General features: G+C 64.0%; 12 protein-coding genes and 1 pseudogene (1 of these 13 cut by a window edge). 7 read left to right on the forward strand and 6 right to left on the reverse strand.

Annotated elements, in window-relative coordinates:
- Window positions 1-201: 201 nt before the first annotated feature.
- From E0501_RS10115 to E0501_RS10130, 4 genes are all read left to right on the forward strand, one after another.
- The gene (locus E0501_RS10115; RefSeq protein WP_137701256.1) at window positions 202-5,466 is read left to right on the forward strand and encodes a beta strand repeat-containing protein; all 5,265 of its coding nucleotides are present in this window, start codon (window positions 202-204) and stop codon (window positions 5,464-5,466) included.
- A gap of 50 nt (window positions 5,467-5,516) precedes the next feature.
- Entirely contained in the window at window positions 5,517-7,970 is a 2,454-nt protein-coding gene (locus E0501_RS10120) for a Hint domain-containing protein (RefSeq protein ID WP_137701257.1), read from the forward strand.
- 111 nt (window positions 7,971-8,081) lie between these two features.
- Window positions 8,082-9,800, forward strand: a complete 1,719-nt coding sequence (locus E0501_RS10125) for a thiamine pyrophosphate-requiring protein (protein WP_137701258.1) — start codon at window positions 8,082-8,084, stop codon at window positions 9,798-9,800.
- A gap of 148 nt (window positions 9,801-9,948) precedes the next feature.
- Complete coding sequence (locus tag E0501_RS10130) at window positions 9,949-11,058, forward strand: class I SAM-dependent methyltransferase (protein ID WP_137701259.1); 1,110 nt, start codon at window positions 9,949-9,951, stop codon at window positions 11,056-11,058.
- A 302-nt stretch (window positions 11,059-11,360) separates the two neighbouring features.
- Here E0501_RS10130 and recR read toward each other — a convergent pair whose 3' ends face one another.
- The 6 genes and pseudogenes from recR to E0501_RS10155 form a co-directional block, all read right to left on the reverse strand.
- Window positions 11,361-11,954: a recombination mediator RecR gene (gene recR, locus E0501_RS10135; RefSeq protein ID WP_137701260.1), complete on the reverse strand. Its 594-nt coding sequence runs from the start codon at window positions 11,952-11,954 to the stop codon at window positions 11,361-11,363.
- 79 nt (window positions 11,955-12,033) lie between these two features.
- Window positions 12,034-12,378, reverse strand: a complete 345-nt coding sequence (locus E0501_RS10140; protein WP_137701261.1) for a YbaB/EbfC family nucleoid-associated protein — start codon at window positions 12,376-12,378, stop codon at window positions 12,034-12,036.
- A gap of 66 nt (window positions 12,379-12,444) precedes the next feature.
- The gene (locus E0501_RS10145) at window positions 12,445-12,960 is read right to left on the reverse strand and encodes a calcium-binding protein (RefSeq protein ID WP_268888889.1); all 516 of its coding nucleotides are present in this window, start codon (window positions 12,958-12,960) and stop codon (window positions 12,445-12,447) included.
- Window positions 12,958-13,023 (reverse strand): annotated as a pseudogene (locus E0501_RS21680) (hypothetical protein); the annotation flags it as partial. The pseudogene E0501_RS21680 and the gene E0501_RS10145, both read right to left, overlap by 3 nt.
- A gap of 12 nt (window positions 13,024-13,035) precedes the next feature.
- The gene (locus tag E0501_RS10150) at window positions 13,036-13,485 is read right to left on the reverse strand and encodes a calcium-binding protein (protein ID WP_161594596.1); all 450 of its coding nucleotides are present in this window, start codon (window positions 13,483-13,485) and stop codon (window positions 13,036-13,038) included.
- A 246-nt stretch (window positions 13,486-13,731) separates the two neighbouring features.
- Window positions 13,732-14,172, reverse strand: coding sequence for a DUF302 domain-containing protein (locus tag E0501_RS10155; protein ID WP_137701264.1), 441 nt, complete (start codon window positions 14,170-14,172; stop codon window positions 13,732-13,734).
- Between the two features lie 125 nt (window positions 14,173-14,297).
- Between E0501_RS10155 and E0501_RS10160 the strand changes: the two genes are divergently transcribed.
- The 3 genes from E0501_RS10160 to msrQ form a co-directional block, all read left to right on the forward strand.
- Entirely contained in the window at window positions 14,298-15,800 is a 1,503-nt protein-coding gene (locus tag E0501_RS10160) for an FMN-binding glutamate synthase family protein (RefSeq protein WP_137701265.1), read from the forward strand.
- Between the two features lie 103 nt (window positions 15,801-15,903).
- Window positions 15,904-16,803: a protein-methionine-sulfoxide reductase catalytic subunit MsrP gene (gene msrP / locus E0501_RS10165; RefSeq protein ID WP_137701266.1), complete on the forward strand. Its 900-nt coding sequence runs from the start codon at window positions 15,904-15,906 to the stop codon at window positions 16,801-16,803.
- Window positions 16,803-17,322, forward strand: the 5' portion of a protein-coding gene (gene msrQ, locus E0501_RS10170; RefSeq protein WP_137701267.1) for a protein-methionine-sulfoxide reductase heme-binding subunit MsrQ. Its footprint extends 95 nt past the window's final position; the window shows 520 of its 615 coding nt (coding positions 1-520); the start codon lies at window positions 16,803-16,805; its stop codon lies beyond the right edge, outside the window. The genes msrP and msrQ overlap by 1 nt, the downstream gene beginning before the upstream one ends.

Here is a 17,322-nt window from a genome sequence, read left to right on the forward strand (position 1 = left end):
GTCCTATAGCCGCCCTTCTGCGCTGCTTTGAAAGGCTGGGGAGAGATGCGCCTGCGCGCATTGATCCCCGGGAAGGAAAAAGTAGGTCCGCCGAGCGGATGAGAGCAGGAACCAGAACCACACAAAACGCCGCGCGGCGTCAATTTGGGTGCGGTATCGGCATCTCGGGGCCTGGATCGAGTATGTAAGGGGTAGCCGTCTATGGCCACGTATAGTGTTACGACAAGCAACTGGAACAGCCCGGCATTCTGGGCATCGGTTTCACAAGCTGGTCCGGGTCATGTACTGGATTTCTCGTCGCTGCCGTCGAACTATACCGTGTCCTATGACACGGATACCGGCGCGGTCACGATTTCGGAGGGCACGAGCAGTTTTGTGGTCGGCGACACGTCCTATGCGGGCACCCCGGATGCGAGCCTTGGTGGCACGACGATCTGGCACTATTTCACCACGCTGAGTTTTGGCGACGGCGATCACTATGTCGCCGGTGGCTATAACGGCGAGGTGATCACCACCGGCAGCGGTGACGATACGATCTTTGCGAACGGCGGCGCGGATACGGTGAATGCCGGCGATGGCAACAATGTCGTCTACAGCGGTCCTGACGCGGATTCGGTGACCTCGGGCAGCGGGCTGGACACGATCCTTGCCGGTGATGGCAACGATACCGTGTCGAGCGGCGCGGGTGATGACTTCGTCGATGGTGGCGCCGGGGCCGACCTGATTTATGGCGGCGACGGAGATGACCATATCGAAGGTGGCTGGGAAGACGCGGGCGCCGACACGATCTATGGCGGCAACGGCAATGACCTGGTGTTGTCGGGCGATGGCCTTGATGTCGTGTATGGCGAGGCCAGGTACGACTGGATCGATGGTGGCTGGGGCGCGGACTACCTTGATGGTGGCAGCGAAGACGACCGTATCGTCGGCCATGAAGGCAATGACACGATCCTGGGCGGCACGGGCAACGATATCCTGAACGGTGGGGCGGGCTCGGATTCTGTTGTCGGTGGCGATGGACAGGATTCGATATGGGGCGCCGCGGGTGACACGATTGACGGTGGCGAAGGCGGGATCGATATCGACACGCTTTACGTCAGTGACGTGTCGTCGATCAGCTATGCCACCGCGGAAAGCGGCACCGTGTTTTTCAATGGTGGCGGATCTCTGTCGTTCACCAATATCGAGAACGTTGTCACGCTGTCGAATGATGGCATCGTGCAAGGCACCGCCGGGGCCGATGAGATCGGGCAGTTCTATTTCGATGCCGATGGCGACTGGGTCGAGAACGACGATGCCCCGGGCGGCGGCGAAGCCGACGCGATCCACGCGGGCGCCGGTGATGACAAGGTGTGGTCGAACGAGGGCAATGACACCGTTTATGGGGAGGCCGGCAACGACTACCTGTATACGGGCAGCGATAACGACAGCGTTCACGGCGGCACTGGCAGCGATACGGTGCTGGCCGAATCCGGCAACGATACCATCTTTGGCGGCGGCGATGGCGACAGTATCCTGGGCGGCGCCGGAGACGATTCCATTATCGGTGGCGCGGGCGTCAACGATACCGATCTGAAGCTGAGCTGGGCCGCTGCCGGCGTCGACGAACAAAGCCTGGCGGGCGGGTTCGAACAGGATACCGGCGGGATCAGTGTTTCGGTGAGTTTCGTCGACCAGGGCAATGCCGGAACGATCTCGGTGGAAACGACCGATGTTCAGTATGTCGGCACGGGCGAGCCGTTCAGCACGACCTCGTCGGCCAGCATGGGGGGCGGGGCGACGACCGGCGACACCTCGACCACGACGGTGGATTTCTCGGCGGTCGCGGGCTCGGGCTTTGCCGATGAAGTCGCGAATGTTTCGTTCCGTATCAATGACCTGGACCAAAGCGGATGGGAGGACATTGTCACCATCCGGGCCTATGACGCCGCGGGCAACCCGGTCAATGTGGACCTGCTCTACCAGGGCGTGACGACCAGCGGTATCGCGCCATCGGAAGACGGCGAGGGATCGTGGACACAGGCCGATGCGGCAGGCTCGATGCTGGTCACCATCACGGGGCCGGTCAGCTATTTCGAGATCGACTATGACCAGGCGGGCACCGCGGGGCAGACGTTGTGGGTGACGGATATTCACTTCACCGCCGTGCCCGAGACAGACGGGGCCGACACGATCGATGGCGGCACCGGCGCCGACATCATCAGCGGCAACGACGGCGACGACCTGATCCTGCTGTCCGATGATTTCGGCAATGACACGATCACCGGCGGCGAGACCGGAGAGGTGAATGGCGACACGCTGGACGCGTCGGGTGTAACAGCGTCGGGCGTGGACGTGACCTTTTCCGGCGTCGAGGCCGGAACCGTTGCAGGCGGCACCAGCACGGCGAGCTTCTCGGAAATCGAGAACATGGTCCTGACCGACCAGAACGACACGGTGAACGCGGACCTGGATGTTGATGGCGTGGATATCGACGCGCGGGGCGGCGATGACAGTGTGCTGGGCAGCCAGGGCGCGGACAATGTCGACGGTGGTACCGGAAACGATACCCTGCGTGGCGGGCAGGGCAGCGACACGCTGAGCGGTGGTGACGGCATCAACTATCTGCATGGCGACGAGGGCAATGACAGCCTCGTCGGCAGCTCGACCAGCGCGGGTGGATTTACCCAGATGGAGGGCGGCGCCGGGGCCGACACGCTGGACGGGACCGCGGGCTACTGGGACATCGCCAGCTATTACACCTCGGCCGGTGCGGTGAACGTGAACCTGACCGATGGCCTGACCGAGACGGGCGGGGATGCGCTGGGCGATACGCTGTCGGGGATCGAGCAGATCGACGGCTCGAATACCGGCAATGACACGATTGTGGGCGACACCGGCGTTTACGAGGTCAAGGGCTGGGGCGGCGATGACATCCTGACCCTGACCACGGCGGCAGGTGGCATGGCCTATGGCGGCGACGGTGCGGACACGATCACCGGCGGTGCGGGCAATGACACGCTGGACGGTGATGACGGGCTGGCCACGGGCGGCGCCGACGTGATCTATGCCGGGGCCGGGAACGACCAGATCATCGGCGATGCCGGGGCCGACTCGCTTTTCGGCGAGGCGGGCAATGACACGATCTTTGCCGGCGATGGCAGCGACTATATCGATGGCGGCACCGGGGCCGACGTGCTCTATGGCCAGGCCGATGGCGATACGTTCCGCGTGCTCGACACGTCGGGCAACGACACGATCATCGGCGGCGAAACCCTCACCACCGGCAGCGACCAGGACAGTGTCGACGCTTACAGCGTGACCAGCGGCGTGAATGTCACGCTGGACGGTGACGAGACCGGCAACCTGACCTTTGGCGCCACGAACATCGATTTCTCGGAGATCGAGCATTTCACCCTGACCGACCAGGACGACACGGTGAATGCCGCGGGTGATACCAGCGGGATCGACGTGTGGGCCTATGACGGTTCCGACAGTATCTCCGGCGGGTCGGGCGGCGACACGGTGCGCGCGGGCCTTGGCAATGACACGATCGACGGCGGTGCCGGCGATGACAGCATCTACGGCAACGAGGACGACGACTCGATCACCGGGGGCGATGGGGCCGACTCGATCTATGGCGAGACGGGCAATGACTATGTCGACGGTGGCGCCGGCAATGACAGCCTGGAAGGCAACGAGGGCGACGACACGATCGTCGGGGGCGCCGGCGATGACTGGATGCGCGGCTCGTTCGGAAATGACAGCCTGATCGGCGGCGCCGGGGACGATTATCTCTGGGGCGGCTTCGGCGACGATACCTTCGTGATAGAGGAGGGGTTCGGCAACGATACCGTGGATGCCGAAGGCGTTGACGAGGTGAACGGCGACACGCTGGACCTGAGCGCGGTGACCAGCGACCTGACCGTCGACCTGAGTAACGTGAACCCAGAGATCGGCACGTTCAGCGACGGCGTGTCGACGGCCAGCTTTGACGAGATCGAGAATATCATCCTTGGCGGCGGGCGTGATACCATCGTTCTGGCCGACGGGTCGGGCAGCGATACGGTGCAGTCCTTCGACATGACCGACAGCGGCGATGGCACGACCATGGACCAGCTGGACGTGTCGGGGCTGACCTCGGACGGGGGCACGACGCCAATCACGACCGCAGATGTCATTGTGACCGATACCAACGGGGACGGCACCGGCGACGCGATCCTGAGCTTCCCGGGTGGCGAGAGCATCACCCTTGTGGGCGTTTTGTCCGCCCAGGTGGACGATCCGGCCGAGCTGGAAAGCATCGGCATTCCGGCCCCATCATCGGGTCCGGATTACATCGTCGAAGGCACCGCGGGGGCCGATACGATCGACGCCGCCTACACGGGCGACCCCGAAGGCGACATGATCGACAACAACGATCATTCCGATGGGTCGAATGACGACAGCATCGTCGCTGGGGCGGGCAACGACACCGTCCTGGCCGATGACCTGACGGGCACCGGCCCGAACCTGATCGTCAACGGGTCATTCGAAGACACGACCGGCATGTCCTCGGTTCCGATCGGGTACTTTTCGACGGGGTCCATGCCCGGATGGACCAATGACAACCCGGCTGAACAGATCAATGTTCACAACGATGGCCGGGGCGGCCTGACCGCGACCGACGGGGCGAACTGGCTGGATCTTGAAGGAGCGGCGGGTGAGCAACTGACCATCAGCCAGGATGTGTCCGGCGTCACAGATGGCGCGGTGCATGTTCCGACCTTCGATGTCGGGGACATTTCCGACGCCAATGATGGCACCGCCAGCGACAACACGCTGACGGTCATCTGGAACGGCGAGGTCATCGCCAACATTGACCCGAGCGACGGGTCATGGACCAGCTATAAATTCGCTGTGGTCGGAGGCAGTGGTGACGGCACTGACCGGCTGACCTTTGTCTCTGGCGGTTCGAACGATTCCCTTGGTGTCTCGGTCGATAACGTGTCGCTGCAACTGGCCGATACCGCGACGGGCGGCGACGACACCATCCTTGGGGGGGCCGGGGACGATTTGCTGGCAGGCGGTGGCGGCAGCGATAGCTTCATCATCGAGGACGGGTTCGGCAATGACACGATTGCCGGTGGCGAAGGCGCGGCGGATAGTGACACGCTGGACCTGAGTGCCACGACCACCGGTGTAACGGTTGACCTGACAGCCAGCGACCCGGAGGCGGGTTCGATTTCCGACGGCATCGATACCGCGACCTTCAGCGAGATCGAGAACATCGTGCTGGGCAGCGGCAGGGACACGATCGTTCTTGCTGACGGGTCGGGCAGCGATACGGTGCAAGCCTTTGACATGACCGACTCGGGCGATGGCACCACGAACGACCAGCTGGACGTGTCGGGACTGACAAGCGATGGCGGCACGACGCCGGTTCATGCGGGTGACGTGGTTGTCACAGAGACACCAACGGGGACGGCACCGGTGACGCGATCCTGACCTTCCCGGGGGGCGATAGCATCACGCTGACAGGCGTGCTGTCGAGCCAGGTGGACTCCATCGATGAACTGGTGTCCATCGGTATTCCGGATGGGCGCGACTATATCGTCGAGGGCACTGCGGCGGGTGATCTGATCACCGGAACCTATACCGGTGACCCCGAAGGCGACATGGTCGACAACAACGACGCCGCCGACGGGTCGAACGACGATGTTATTTACGGCTATGACGGCGACGATATCATCCAGTCGGGTGCCGGCGACGACACGATTTTCGGCGGCACGGGCAATGACCAGCTCTATGGTGGCGATGGTGCCGACAGCCTTGATGGGGGCGCGGGTGGCGACGATCTTTACTCGGGCCTGGGCGACGACACGATCCTGGGCGGCGACGGTGCCGACAGTATCTTTGCGTCGTCAGGGGCGGACAGCATCGACGCTGGGGTGGGCGATGACACGATCCGCTTTACCGATGCCGATAGCGTTTCTGGCGGGGATGGTGACGACCGGTTCCAGGCCGATGCACTGGTGCTGTATGGGTCGCCCATCTCGATCACCGGCGGCGAAGGTGTGGAAACCAGGGGCGATACGCTCTCGTCCGGGACGTATTCGGGCGATGTTACGGTCGACCTGACGGCGGGTGGCACGGCGGCCGACCCCGAAAGCGGTACGATGCAGCTTGGCACCCCCACGGTGACGTTCGGCGAGATCGAGAGTGTCGAGACCGGATCGGGCAATGAAAGCATCATCGGGTCGACCGGCAATGACAATGTGAGCACGGGTACCGGTGCTGACACCGTCGATGGCGGTGCGGGTGATGACATCTTCGATCTCGGTGCAGGGGATGGTGCGGTCGATACGGTTGTCTTCTCCGATGGCGATGGCAGCGATACCGTTGCCGGTTTTGATGCGCCCACCGACTTGGGTTGCGGATCATACAGCGGCAATGACCAGCTGGACGTGTCGGGCCTGACCGATCTGAGCGGCAACCCGGTCAATGTCGATGACGTGACGGTAAGCGGTACCAATGGCGACGGCACGGGTGATGCGATCCTCAGCTTCCCGAACGGCGAGTCGATCACCTTGACCGGGGTGCTGCCGGGCGCCGTCAGCGACCCCGCGGCGCTTGTCGCTATGGGTATCCCGGCCGCGGGCGGCGATTATATCGTCGAGGGCACGGCCGGAGCGGACTTGATTAACACTGCCTATGCGGGCGATCCCGAAGGCGACATGATCGACAACAGCGATCATTCCGACGGGTCGGACGATGACAGTGTGGTCGCGGGCGATGGCGATGACAGTATCGACGCCGGCGCCGGTGACGACACGATCCTGGGCGGCGCGGGGGATGACGAATTCTTCCTCGACGGATCGATCCAGAATGACAGCATCGTCGGCGGCGAGACCGGCGAGGATGGCCCGGGCGACCGGATCAACTTTTCCACCGTGGCCGACGATATCACCATCAATTTCAGCGCGGCCGAAACCGGCACGCTGAGCGATGGCGTGTCGACCACGACGTTCGAAGAGATCGAAGAGTTCCAGATGGGCACTGGCAACGACAGCGTTGTCGGTTCGGACGGGGCCCAGGACATCATCGGCAACTACGGGGATGACACCATCTTCGGTGGCGGCGGCGATGACCTGCTGCAGGGCGGCGGCCTCAGCGACACCGATGTGTTCATCGGCGGGGCCGGCAGCGACACGATGGTCGACACGGGCGGCGACGGCTATTTCGGATTTGCCGATGGGTTCGGTAATGACAGTGTAGTGGGCGGTGAAAGCGGCGAGACGCTGGGGGATACGCTCGATTTCCAGGGGCTGACGCATTGGGATGACATCACCTATACCAACACCGATCCGGGCGTTGGTGGCGGTCTGAGCGGGTCTGCGGTTCTGGCTGACGGGTCTGTCGTGACCTTCAGCGAGATTGAGAATGTCATCATCTGCTTCACCGCCGGCACGCGGATCGCCACCGCGCGCGGCCTGTGCGAGGTGCAGGAGCTGCGCCCCGGCGACATGGTGGTGACCCGCGATCACGGGTTGCAGCCCGTGCGCTGGGTGGGTCGGCGGACCGTGCCCGCCAAGGGCAGGCTGGCCCCCATCCGCTTTGAAGCGGGTGTGCTGGGCAATGACCGGCCGATTCTGGTTTCGCCGCAGCACCGGATGCTGATCCAGGGGGGCGAGGTGAGCCTGAATTTCGGGGAAAGCGAGGTCCTTGCTGCCGCCAAGCACCTGGTGAACGGCGGGTCCGTGGTGAAAATGCCGGGCGGCGACGTGACCTATGTGCATGTCTTTTTCGACCAGCACGAGGTGATCTATGCCGAAGGCGCCGCGAGCGAGAGCTTCTTTCCCGGCGATTCCGGTCTGGACGCCGTCGATCCCGCGGCCCGCGATGAACTGTTCACGGTCTTCCCCGAGTTGCGCAGTTCGGTCGGGAGCTACGGTGATACGGCGCGCATGTGCCTGCGTGGCCGTGAAAGCCGCCTGCTCCGGCTGAGCTGACAGCCGCTCGATACGGGATAAGGCCCGGCGCCCCGGTGGCGCCGGGCTTCGTGTATCAGGTCTTTGCCTTCGTCGCGTTTATCGCGGATGCTGACAGTGGGAGGCTTGGCCATGGAAAAACTACAGGATGACGGCACCCGCATCACCGCCGGGGCGGCGATTTTCGCGCGGCTGAAGGCGCTGGGCGTGCGTTACGTGTTTGCCAATTCCGGCACTGATTTTCCGCCGATCATCGAGGGGCTGATCGAGGCGCGCGAAAGCGGGTTGGACCTGCCCCAGCCTGTCACCGTGCCGCATGAGCATGTTGCGATGGGCATGGCGCACGGGGTCTGGCAGATCACCGGCGAGGCACAGGCGGTGATGCTGCACACCAATGTGGGGCTGGCCAACGGTGTAATCGGGGCGATCAACGCTTGGTGCGACCAGGTGCCTGTGCTGATGATGTCGGGCCGCACCCCGGTCAGCGAGGCGGGCCGCTTCGGAGCACGCACGGTGCCGATCGGCTGGGGGCAGGAGATGTTCGACCAGGCCGGCATGGTGCGAGAGGTGACCAAGTGGGACTATGAGCTGCGCTTTGCCGAGCAGGTGAGCGATCTGCTGGACCGCGCCTATGCAATCGCCAATTCGGTGCCGCGCGGGCCGGTCTACCTGAGCCTGCCGCGCGAGGTTCTGTGCGAGGAGATGCCGCGCGCCATGCTGGCGGCGCCGCCGGTGGAGATGCCGGTGGCAGTAGCGCCGGATGCAGCCAGCCTGAACCGGGCGACGGATCTGCTGGCTGGGGCTGAGCGCCCGCTGATCATCAGCCAGCGGGGCATGGGCAGCGCCGAGGTTTTCGACGCGTTCGGCCGCTTCGTCGAGGACTGGGCGTTGCCGGTCTCGCACTACTGGGCGAACCAATTGAGCCTGCCCGTGGGCCATCTCTGCCAGGTGGGGGCCGATCCGGGGCCGCTGCTGGCCGAGGCGGATGTGATCCTGGTGATCAATGCGCTGGCACCGTGGTTTCCCGACAAGGTCACGCTGCGCGAGGATGCGCAGGTGATCCAGCTGGGCCCGGATCCGCTGTTTTCGCGCACGCCGGTACGGCATTTCCCGGCCCATGTGACATTGGCAGGCGATGTGACCCCGGCGATGACCGCACTGATGGACGCGATGGCCGGGCGCGAAAAGAATGCCGGCGTGATCGAACAGCGCCGCGCGCGGGTTGCAGCCCTGGCCCAGGCGGCGCGCAACGCGGTGCGGGCCCAGGCCGAGGCCGGCAAGGGTGAGCCGATGAGCAAGGACTGGGTCGCGCTGTGCCTTGGCCGGGCGATCAAGGGGCGCAAGACCAGCGTTTTTCACGAGTTGGGTTGCCCGTTGCAGCCCTTGGACGCGGACCAGCATCTGAGCTATTTCCAGGAGCCGCATTCCGGCGGGCTGGGCTGGGGCGTGCCTGCGGCGCTGGGCGCGCAGCTGGCAGATCCGGAACGACTGGTTTTTGCGACGGTGGGCGATGGCAGCTACATGTTCGCCAACCCGACAGCCTGCCACCAGGTGGCCGAGGCGCTTGGCCTGCCGGTGATCATCCTGGTGCTCAACAACGAGGAATGGGGGGCGGTGCGCGCCTCGGTCAATATGACCTATCCTGAGGGGCGGGCGCGGCAGGTAAACGAGGTGCCGCTGACCTCGCTCCGGCCCAGCCCCGATTTCACCCGCACGGCCGAGGCCAGCCGGGCCTATACCGAGACGGTGACCCGAGGCGAGGACCTGCCCGCGGCGCTGGAGCGCGCGATCCGGGTGCGCGACGAAGAGCGTCGCCAAGTTCTGCTGAATATCGCGATCGCGCGCGACTGAGACAGTTGCCGCCCTCGGGCAACGCCCACCCACCCGCCCCGTTGCCCTCGGGCGGCAACGGGGGCGACGCGGCGTTCCGGGCGAAAACCGCTTTGGTCCGGGGGAAAAGCGGTGCAGGATCATTCGCAAACACCAGGGAGGGATTTCGATGACCGGTGGATCGACCAAGGGCTTCATGGCGATGAAGGGCGCAGGATACTATTCCGGCGCAACGATCGGCGCCAAGCACGTGATGGACAATGCGGCCGAACTTGTGCTGGGCGCAGTCGAACGGATGGCGCCGGCGGATGATGGAAGCGTGTTCCGCGCCACCGATATGGGGGCGGCCGATGGCGGTACATCGCTGGCCATGTGGGGCCGGGTTCTGGCCGATGTGCGCGAAAAGGTGCCCAGCCGCCCGATCGAGATCGTCTATACAGACCTGCCGCGCAACGATTTCAGCCAGACCTTCCAGAACGCGCTGGGCCTGACCAGCGAGGAAACCTATGTCGGCAAGGTGCCGGATGTTTACGTGCTCGCCTCTGCCACTTCCTTTCACGAAGGAATCCTGCCGCCGGGTACGCTTGACCTGGGGTTCTCGGCCACCGCTTCGCACTACATCGCCGGGGTGCCCTGCAACATCGCCGATCACGTGCACATGGTCGGCGCGGCGCCCGGGGAACGCGCGGCATACGAGGCGCGCGGCGCCGAAGACTGGGAGCGGATGCTGCTGCGCCGGACCGAGGAGTTGAAACCCGGTGGGCGGTTGGCCCTGTTCAACTTCGGCATCGACGAAGAGGGGCGCTACCTGGGCAATACCGGGGGCGTGAACATGTTCGACACCTTCGCACTGCACTGGGCGGCGCTGCGCGACGAGGGCGTGATCACGGCAGAGGAATTCGCGGCCACCAACTTCCCGCAATGCTATCGCACCGAGGCCCAGTTCGTGGCGCCGCTGCTGGATGAAACCAGCCCGGTCTGGCGCGCGGGTCTCAGGCTGGAGCATGTCGAGAGCCGCGTGGTGCGCTGCCCGTTCGAGCAGAATTTCACCGAAACCGGGCAGGACCCGGCGGATTTCGCGCGCGACTATATCCCGACGCTGCGCTCGTGGTCGGAGCCGACATTCGTGAACGGGCTGTCAGATGAGCGCACGGACGAGGAGAAGGCGGCGATCATCGACGAATTCTACGGCCGGTACGAGAAGATGGTGGCCGGGAACCCGCAGGGCCACGCGATGGATTACGTGCATATCTACCTGGTTTGCCGGAAAGAAGGATAAGCGCCCCGTCGCGGCGCGCCCGCCCGCCCGCCGCGTCACGGCGCGGATTGGCGCCCCTTCGAAATCAGGGGCTCGGCATGGATTGGGGCGTCTCGGGTGAGAGTATTCGGTCCGGGTAAGAGGCGGTCTGCGCGTCGGGACCCCCGTGTCTGGTTCTTTCTTGGTGAAAATACTCAAGGTCCTGCCGTTGCGGCAGGCGCATGTTTGGCCAAAAAGCCTGACCTGTGGAAAATTCCTGCGTTTCCGGCCGAGCGAAGCGAGGCCCCCGGGCGACGCGCATCGCGCGGCGCAAAACCTGGGGATCAGATATCCTTGCGAGCGTTCAGCGCGGCCGAGATGGTGCCGTCGTCGAGATAGTCGAGTTCGCCACCGATCGGCACGCCCTGGGCCAGCGAGGTGAGGCGCACCGCGCCTTCGAGCTGGTCGGCAATGTAGTGGGCGGTTGTCTGGCCGTCCACGGTGGCGTTGAGGGCGAGGATCACTTCGCTCACGTTCTCCGTCGCGACACGGTCAATCAGCTTGGGGATACGCAGTTCTTCGGGACCGACGGCATCGAGGGCGGAGAGCGTGCCGCCGAGCACGTGGTAGCGGCCCTTGAATACGCCCGCGCGTTCCATTGCCCAGAGATCGGCCACGTCCTCGACCACGCAAAGCTCGCCATTGGCGCGCTTTTCAGAGGCGCAGATATCGCAGATGTCCGAGGTGCCGACATTGCCGCAGTTGAGGCATTCGCGGGCGGTGGCCGCGACCTGAACCATGAGATCGGCCAGGGGAGACAGCAGCAGCGCGCGCTTGCGGATGAGGTGCAGTACCGCACGCCGCGCCGAGCGGGGACCGAGGCCTGGCAGCTTGGCCATCATCTCGATCAGGGCGTCGATATCGCGGGTAGAGCTCATGGCCAGCGCTATGCTTTTGGAGGGGATGGACGTGGGGGCCAGCCCCCACACCCCCGGGATACTTGGGGCAAGATGAAGATCAGAAGGGCAGCTTCATGTCAGCCGGCAGGCCCATTTCCTGGGTGATCTTCGACATCTCTTCCTGGGCCTTGTCCGAGGCTTTTTGCTGCGCGTCCTTGATCGCGGCGAGGATCAGGTCTTCGACCACTTCCTTTTCGTCCGCATTGAAGATCGACGGGTCGATATCGAGCGTTTTCAGCTCGCCCTTGGCGGTGCACGTGGCCTTGACCAGCCCGGCGCCGGATTCGCCGGTGACCATCATCCGGTGCATTTCTTCCTGAAGGTTCTCCATCCGCGTCTTCATTTCCTGCGCGGCCTTCATCATCTTCGCCATGTCGCCCATGGCGCCGAGACCTTTGAACATCGGGGCTCTCCCTGAATTGCTTGCTGCCCCCTAGATAGGCGGGGGCAGGGCAAAAGGGAAGGTTGCTCAGACCAGGAAGTCCGACAGGCTGACATCTGTGGCGAGCAGCCCGTCGAGGGTGAGCGTGGACGCGGAGCCGGCAAACGAGAGGACCAGCGAGCCGGTGCTGTCGTCCCAGGACACATCTCCGGGATCCGTGAGGCCGAAGCCGGTGAGATCGACCATGTCGATGCCGGTTTCGAAATCGGTGATGTGGTCATCGCCGCTACCCAGGGTGAAAACGAAGGTGTCCGCGCCGGCACCGCCGGTCATTGTGTCTTCCTTTTTGCCCCCGTCGAGGATGTCGTCGCCGGCCCCGCCATCGAGTTGATCCCTGTCTGCGCCGCCGAGGATCGTGTCGTTGCCGTCGTCACCGAACAGCCGGTCATTCTTGGAGCCGCCATCGACGAGGTCATTGCCAGTACCGCCATAGATGCGGTCATTGTCGGACCCGCCATAGAGAACGTCATGACCGCTGTCGCCATGGAGCACGTCACGGCCGCTGTCGCCGTAGATCAAATCGCTGTAGGTGCCGCCATGCACACTGTCATTTCCGGTGCCGCCCGAGATCGTGTCGCGGCCGCTGTCGCCCATCAGGGTGTCGTCGCCGCCATCGCCTTAGATCTGGTCGTGACCGTACCCGCCAAGGATGCTGTCGGCATCGTCGCCGCCATAGGCGCGGTCATTGCCGCTGCCGGCATAGATGGTATCGAGGCCCGCGTCGCCATAGAGGCGATCGTTGCGGCTGCCGCCATCGATGAAGTCATCGCCGTCGCCGCCTTCGAGCTTGTCATTGCCGCCCTCGCCGAGGAGCGTATCATTGCCCGCGAAACCGCCGATATTGTCACGGCCCGCGCCCCCGAAGATCAGATCGTCACCAAACCCGCCGTTGAGCTTGTCATCGCCATCGCCGCCCGAGATCGTGTCGTCACCGTCAAGGCCGAACGCAATATCGTCGCCTTCGAGCAGCTCGATCCGATCGGCCACCGGCGTGCCGTTGATGCTGTCATTGCCAGGCGTGCCGATCAAAAGGCCAGGAAAGAGGGGCGGGAGGATAAGCTCGGGCATCATGGACTCCTGTCAATGTCTTTGCCTGCAACGGCAGGCCAATTCTGCTGACAAGATCATGCCGGGCGCCCCGTTTCGGGGTCATGATTGATTGCCAATCGCCCAGCACGAATTTCGCAGGGGTCGATGAAAAAAGGCAAAATTGAGGCCAATTTGCGGAAAAGCCGGGATGGCATGCCCGACAATGTAAACGGGCGGGACACAATGCCCGCCCGATTTGGGAATTGTTTGTGACGACTGGCGCGGTCACTCCATTCCGATGGCGGATTTTGCAATTCCGTCGAGCATCGCTTCGACTTCCTGCATGGGGCCATCGGGGTAGTCGCGGAACCCGATCATCACCTGGCCGCCCGGCTGTTGGGCCACGAAGATGCCATAGGGGCAATAGACGATGTTCATCGGATCCGCCTCCATCGCGCGCCGCGAAACGGCGGCGGAGCAGAAGGAATAGACATCGGCCTTTTCGAAGATCGTGACCGTGCCGCCGACATCTTCCTTGGTGCGTTCCAGCATGTCTCCGACATGGCTGACGCTGTCGACGACGAGACCGGCATCGACGATCGCGTTCTCGAGACCGAAGACCACGTCATCGAAGGCTTCGTCGGTAGTGTAGGAAATCACGCCTTCGGACAGGGCCGGGCCGGCGAGACAAGCAGCGACAGCCGCGGTTGCAAGAATTCGTTTCATGGTGTCCTCCCATAGGGTCGCGCGGATTGGCGAATATGTGACGGGTTGCCCCGTTGCATCATCCGCCGCAGAGTAGCCGCAAGCGGGTTTGCAACCATTGATGCATATCAAAGAAGGGTTTTGCGATGAATCTGGCGGTAACTGCCCTGAACCTTCTGGCGATGCTGTTCGTTCTGGTGATCGGTCTGGTGGCGCTGATCGTGATCGTGTTCTTCGTGGTCGACCGCCTGCAGACCCACGATGCGATCCGGCGCAACTATCCGGTGATCGGACGGTTCCGGCACCTGTTCACCGCGCTGGGCGAGTTCTTCCGCCAGTATTTCTTTGCCATGGACCGCGAGGAAATGCCGTTCAACCGCGCACAACGCGATTGGGTGGAACGCGCGGCCGAGCAGGAAAGCAACACGGTGGCTTTCGGTTCGACCCGGAACCTGAACGTGCCGGGCACGCCGATCTTCATGAACGCGGCCTTTCCGCCGCTGGAAGAGCAATATGCAGAGACCAAGCCGCTGTTGATCGGGCCGCATGCGGCCATTCCCTATAATGCGCCGTCGATCTTCAACATCTCGGGGATGAGCTATGGCGCGCTGTCGCGTCCCGCGGTGCGGGCGTTGAGCCGCGGGGCGGCCAAGGCGGGCGTCTGGATGAATACGGGCGAGGGGGGGCTGAGTCCGTTTCACCTGGAGGGGGGCTGTGACATCGTTTTCCAGATCGGCACGGCGAAATACGGTGTGCGCGATGCGCAAGGACAGCTGAGCGACGAGAAGCTGCGCGAGGTTTCGGACAATCCCCATGTGAAGATGTTCGAGCTGAAGCTGGCGCAGGGCGCGAAGCCCGGCAAGGGCGGCATCCTGCCAGCCGAGAAGGTGACAGCGGAGATCGCCGGGATCCGCGGGATCGAGGAGGGCAAGCCCAGCATCTCGCCCAATCGCCATGCCGAGATCGACGATTGGGGCGATCTTCTGGACGTGATTGCGCATATCCGCGAGGTGACGGGCAAGCCGGTGGGCTTCAAGACGGTGCTGGGCTCCTCCGACCCGTGGGAAGAGTTCTTTGCTGAGATCGACCGGCGGGGGGCGGAAAGCGCGCCGGATTTCATCACCATCGACGGGGGCGATGGCGGCACCGGGGCGGCGCCGATGCCGCTGATGGACCTGGTGGGCATGCCCCTGCGCGAGGCGCTGCCGCGCATGGTGGATCTGCGCGACCGGCACGGTCTGAAAAACCGCATCCGTATCATCGCCAGCGGCAAGCTGGTCAATCCCGGTGACGTGGCCTGGGCAATCTGCACCGGCGCCGATTTCGTCACCTCGGCGCGCGGCTTCATGTTCAGCCTGGGCTGCATCCAGGCGCTGAAGTGCAACCGCAACACCTGCCCCACGGGTATCACCACCCATGATCCGCGCCTGCAGCGCGGCCTCGTGGTGGAAGACAAGGAAGACCGCGTGGCGCACTATGCCAAGGCGATCGTCAAGGAGGTGGAGACCATCGCGCATTCCGTCGGCGTGGCCGAGCCCCGGCAGATGCGGCGGCGGCATGTGCGCATCGTGCAGGACGATGGCCGCTCGATCCCGATGAACAGGCTGTTTCCCAGCCAGGACGGTTTGGGGCGCGCGCCCGAGGCGTGAATTGTTACAGGCCGGTTGCAGCATCGTGAGATGATGTTTGTTGGCGTGCGGCCCGGTCCGCCCTAGGTGAAGGCCAAGGGGCGAACAAGTATCGGAGGGCACCATGGCCTATCGCTGGAAAAACAACCTGACCGACCGGGACGTGACGGACGAGGCCGCATGGCTGAACCGTCGGCAGATTATGGGCGGCATGGCCGGGCTGGGCCTGGCCGGGATGGCAAGCGGCGCGCGGGCCGAGGCGCTGGAGCCCAACGCCTATGAGGACATCACCAGCTACTGCAACTATTACGAGTTCGGCACCGGCAAGGGCGATCCGTCGAAATACGCGCATATGCTGGCGACCGAGCCGTGGAGCGTGAAGATCGATGGCATGGTCGACCGGCCGGGTGATTACGCGCTCGAGGACATCCTGGCGAAAATGACGATCGAGGAGCGCATCTACCGGTTCCGATGTGTCGAGGCGTGGAGCATGGTGGTGCCGTGGAACGGGTTCGAACTGGCCGACCTGCTGGAGATGGCGGGCGTTCAGGCGGGCGCGAAATACGTGGCGTTCGAGACCGTGCTGCGCAAAGACGAGATGCCGGGCACGCGCTATCCGGTCTTGGACTGGCCCTATGTCGAAGGCCTGCGGCTGGACGAGGCGATGCATCCGTTGACGATCATGGCCAGCGGGATTTACGGCAAGCCTCTGCTTGGGCAGAACGGTGCGCCGCTGCGCCTGGTGGTGCCGTGGAAATACGGCTTCAAGAGCATCAAGTCGGTGGTGCGGATCACACTGACCGACACGCAGCCGCCGACCAGTTGGAACAAGGCCAACGCGCGCGAATACGGCTTCTATAGTAATGTGAACCCCGAGGTGGACCATCCGCGCTGGAGCCAGGCGAGCGAGCGCGTGCTGGGCAGCAGCCTGTTTGCCGGCAAGGTGCCGACGCAGATGTTCAACGGTTATGAAGACGAGGTCGCGGGCCTATACCAGGGTATGGACCTGAGGAAATTCTTCTGATGATCGCGCAGGCCATCAACCGCGCGGCGCGGCGTGTCCCCACATGGGCCATATATATACTGTGTGGCGCGCATATCGGCTGGGCGTTCTGGCTGGCCGCGTCGGGGCAATTGGGCCCCGAGCCGGTGAAGGCGCTGGAGCATGTCTATGGAGAGAAGGCGCTGCAGCTGATCGTGGCAGGGCTGGCCATCACGCCGCTGCTGAAATTCGCGCGGGTGAACCTGGTCCGGTTCCGCCGGGCGGTGGGGCTGTCGGCCTTTGCCTACCTGCTGGCGCATCTTCTGGTCTGGCTGGTTCTGGACGTGCGGGTGCCGGCAGAGATCTGGGCCGATATCGTGAAGCGGCCCTATATCACGGTGGGCATGGCGGGGTTCGCCCTGCTGTTGCCGCTGGCGCTGACCTCGAATGACTGGTCGGTGCGCCGAATGGGGGCGCAGGCGTGGCGGCGGCTGCACAAGCTGGTCTATCCGGCGGCGGTTCTGGGCGCGGTGCATTTCGTGATGTTGGTGAAAGGCTTCC

It is taken from the genome of Marimonas lutisalis, from assembly GCF_005434965.1.
Taxonomy (GTDB): domain Bacteria; phylum Pseudomonadota; class Alphaproteobacteria; order Rhodobacterales; family Rhodobacteraceae; genus Marimonas_A; species Marimonas_A lutisalis.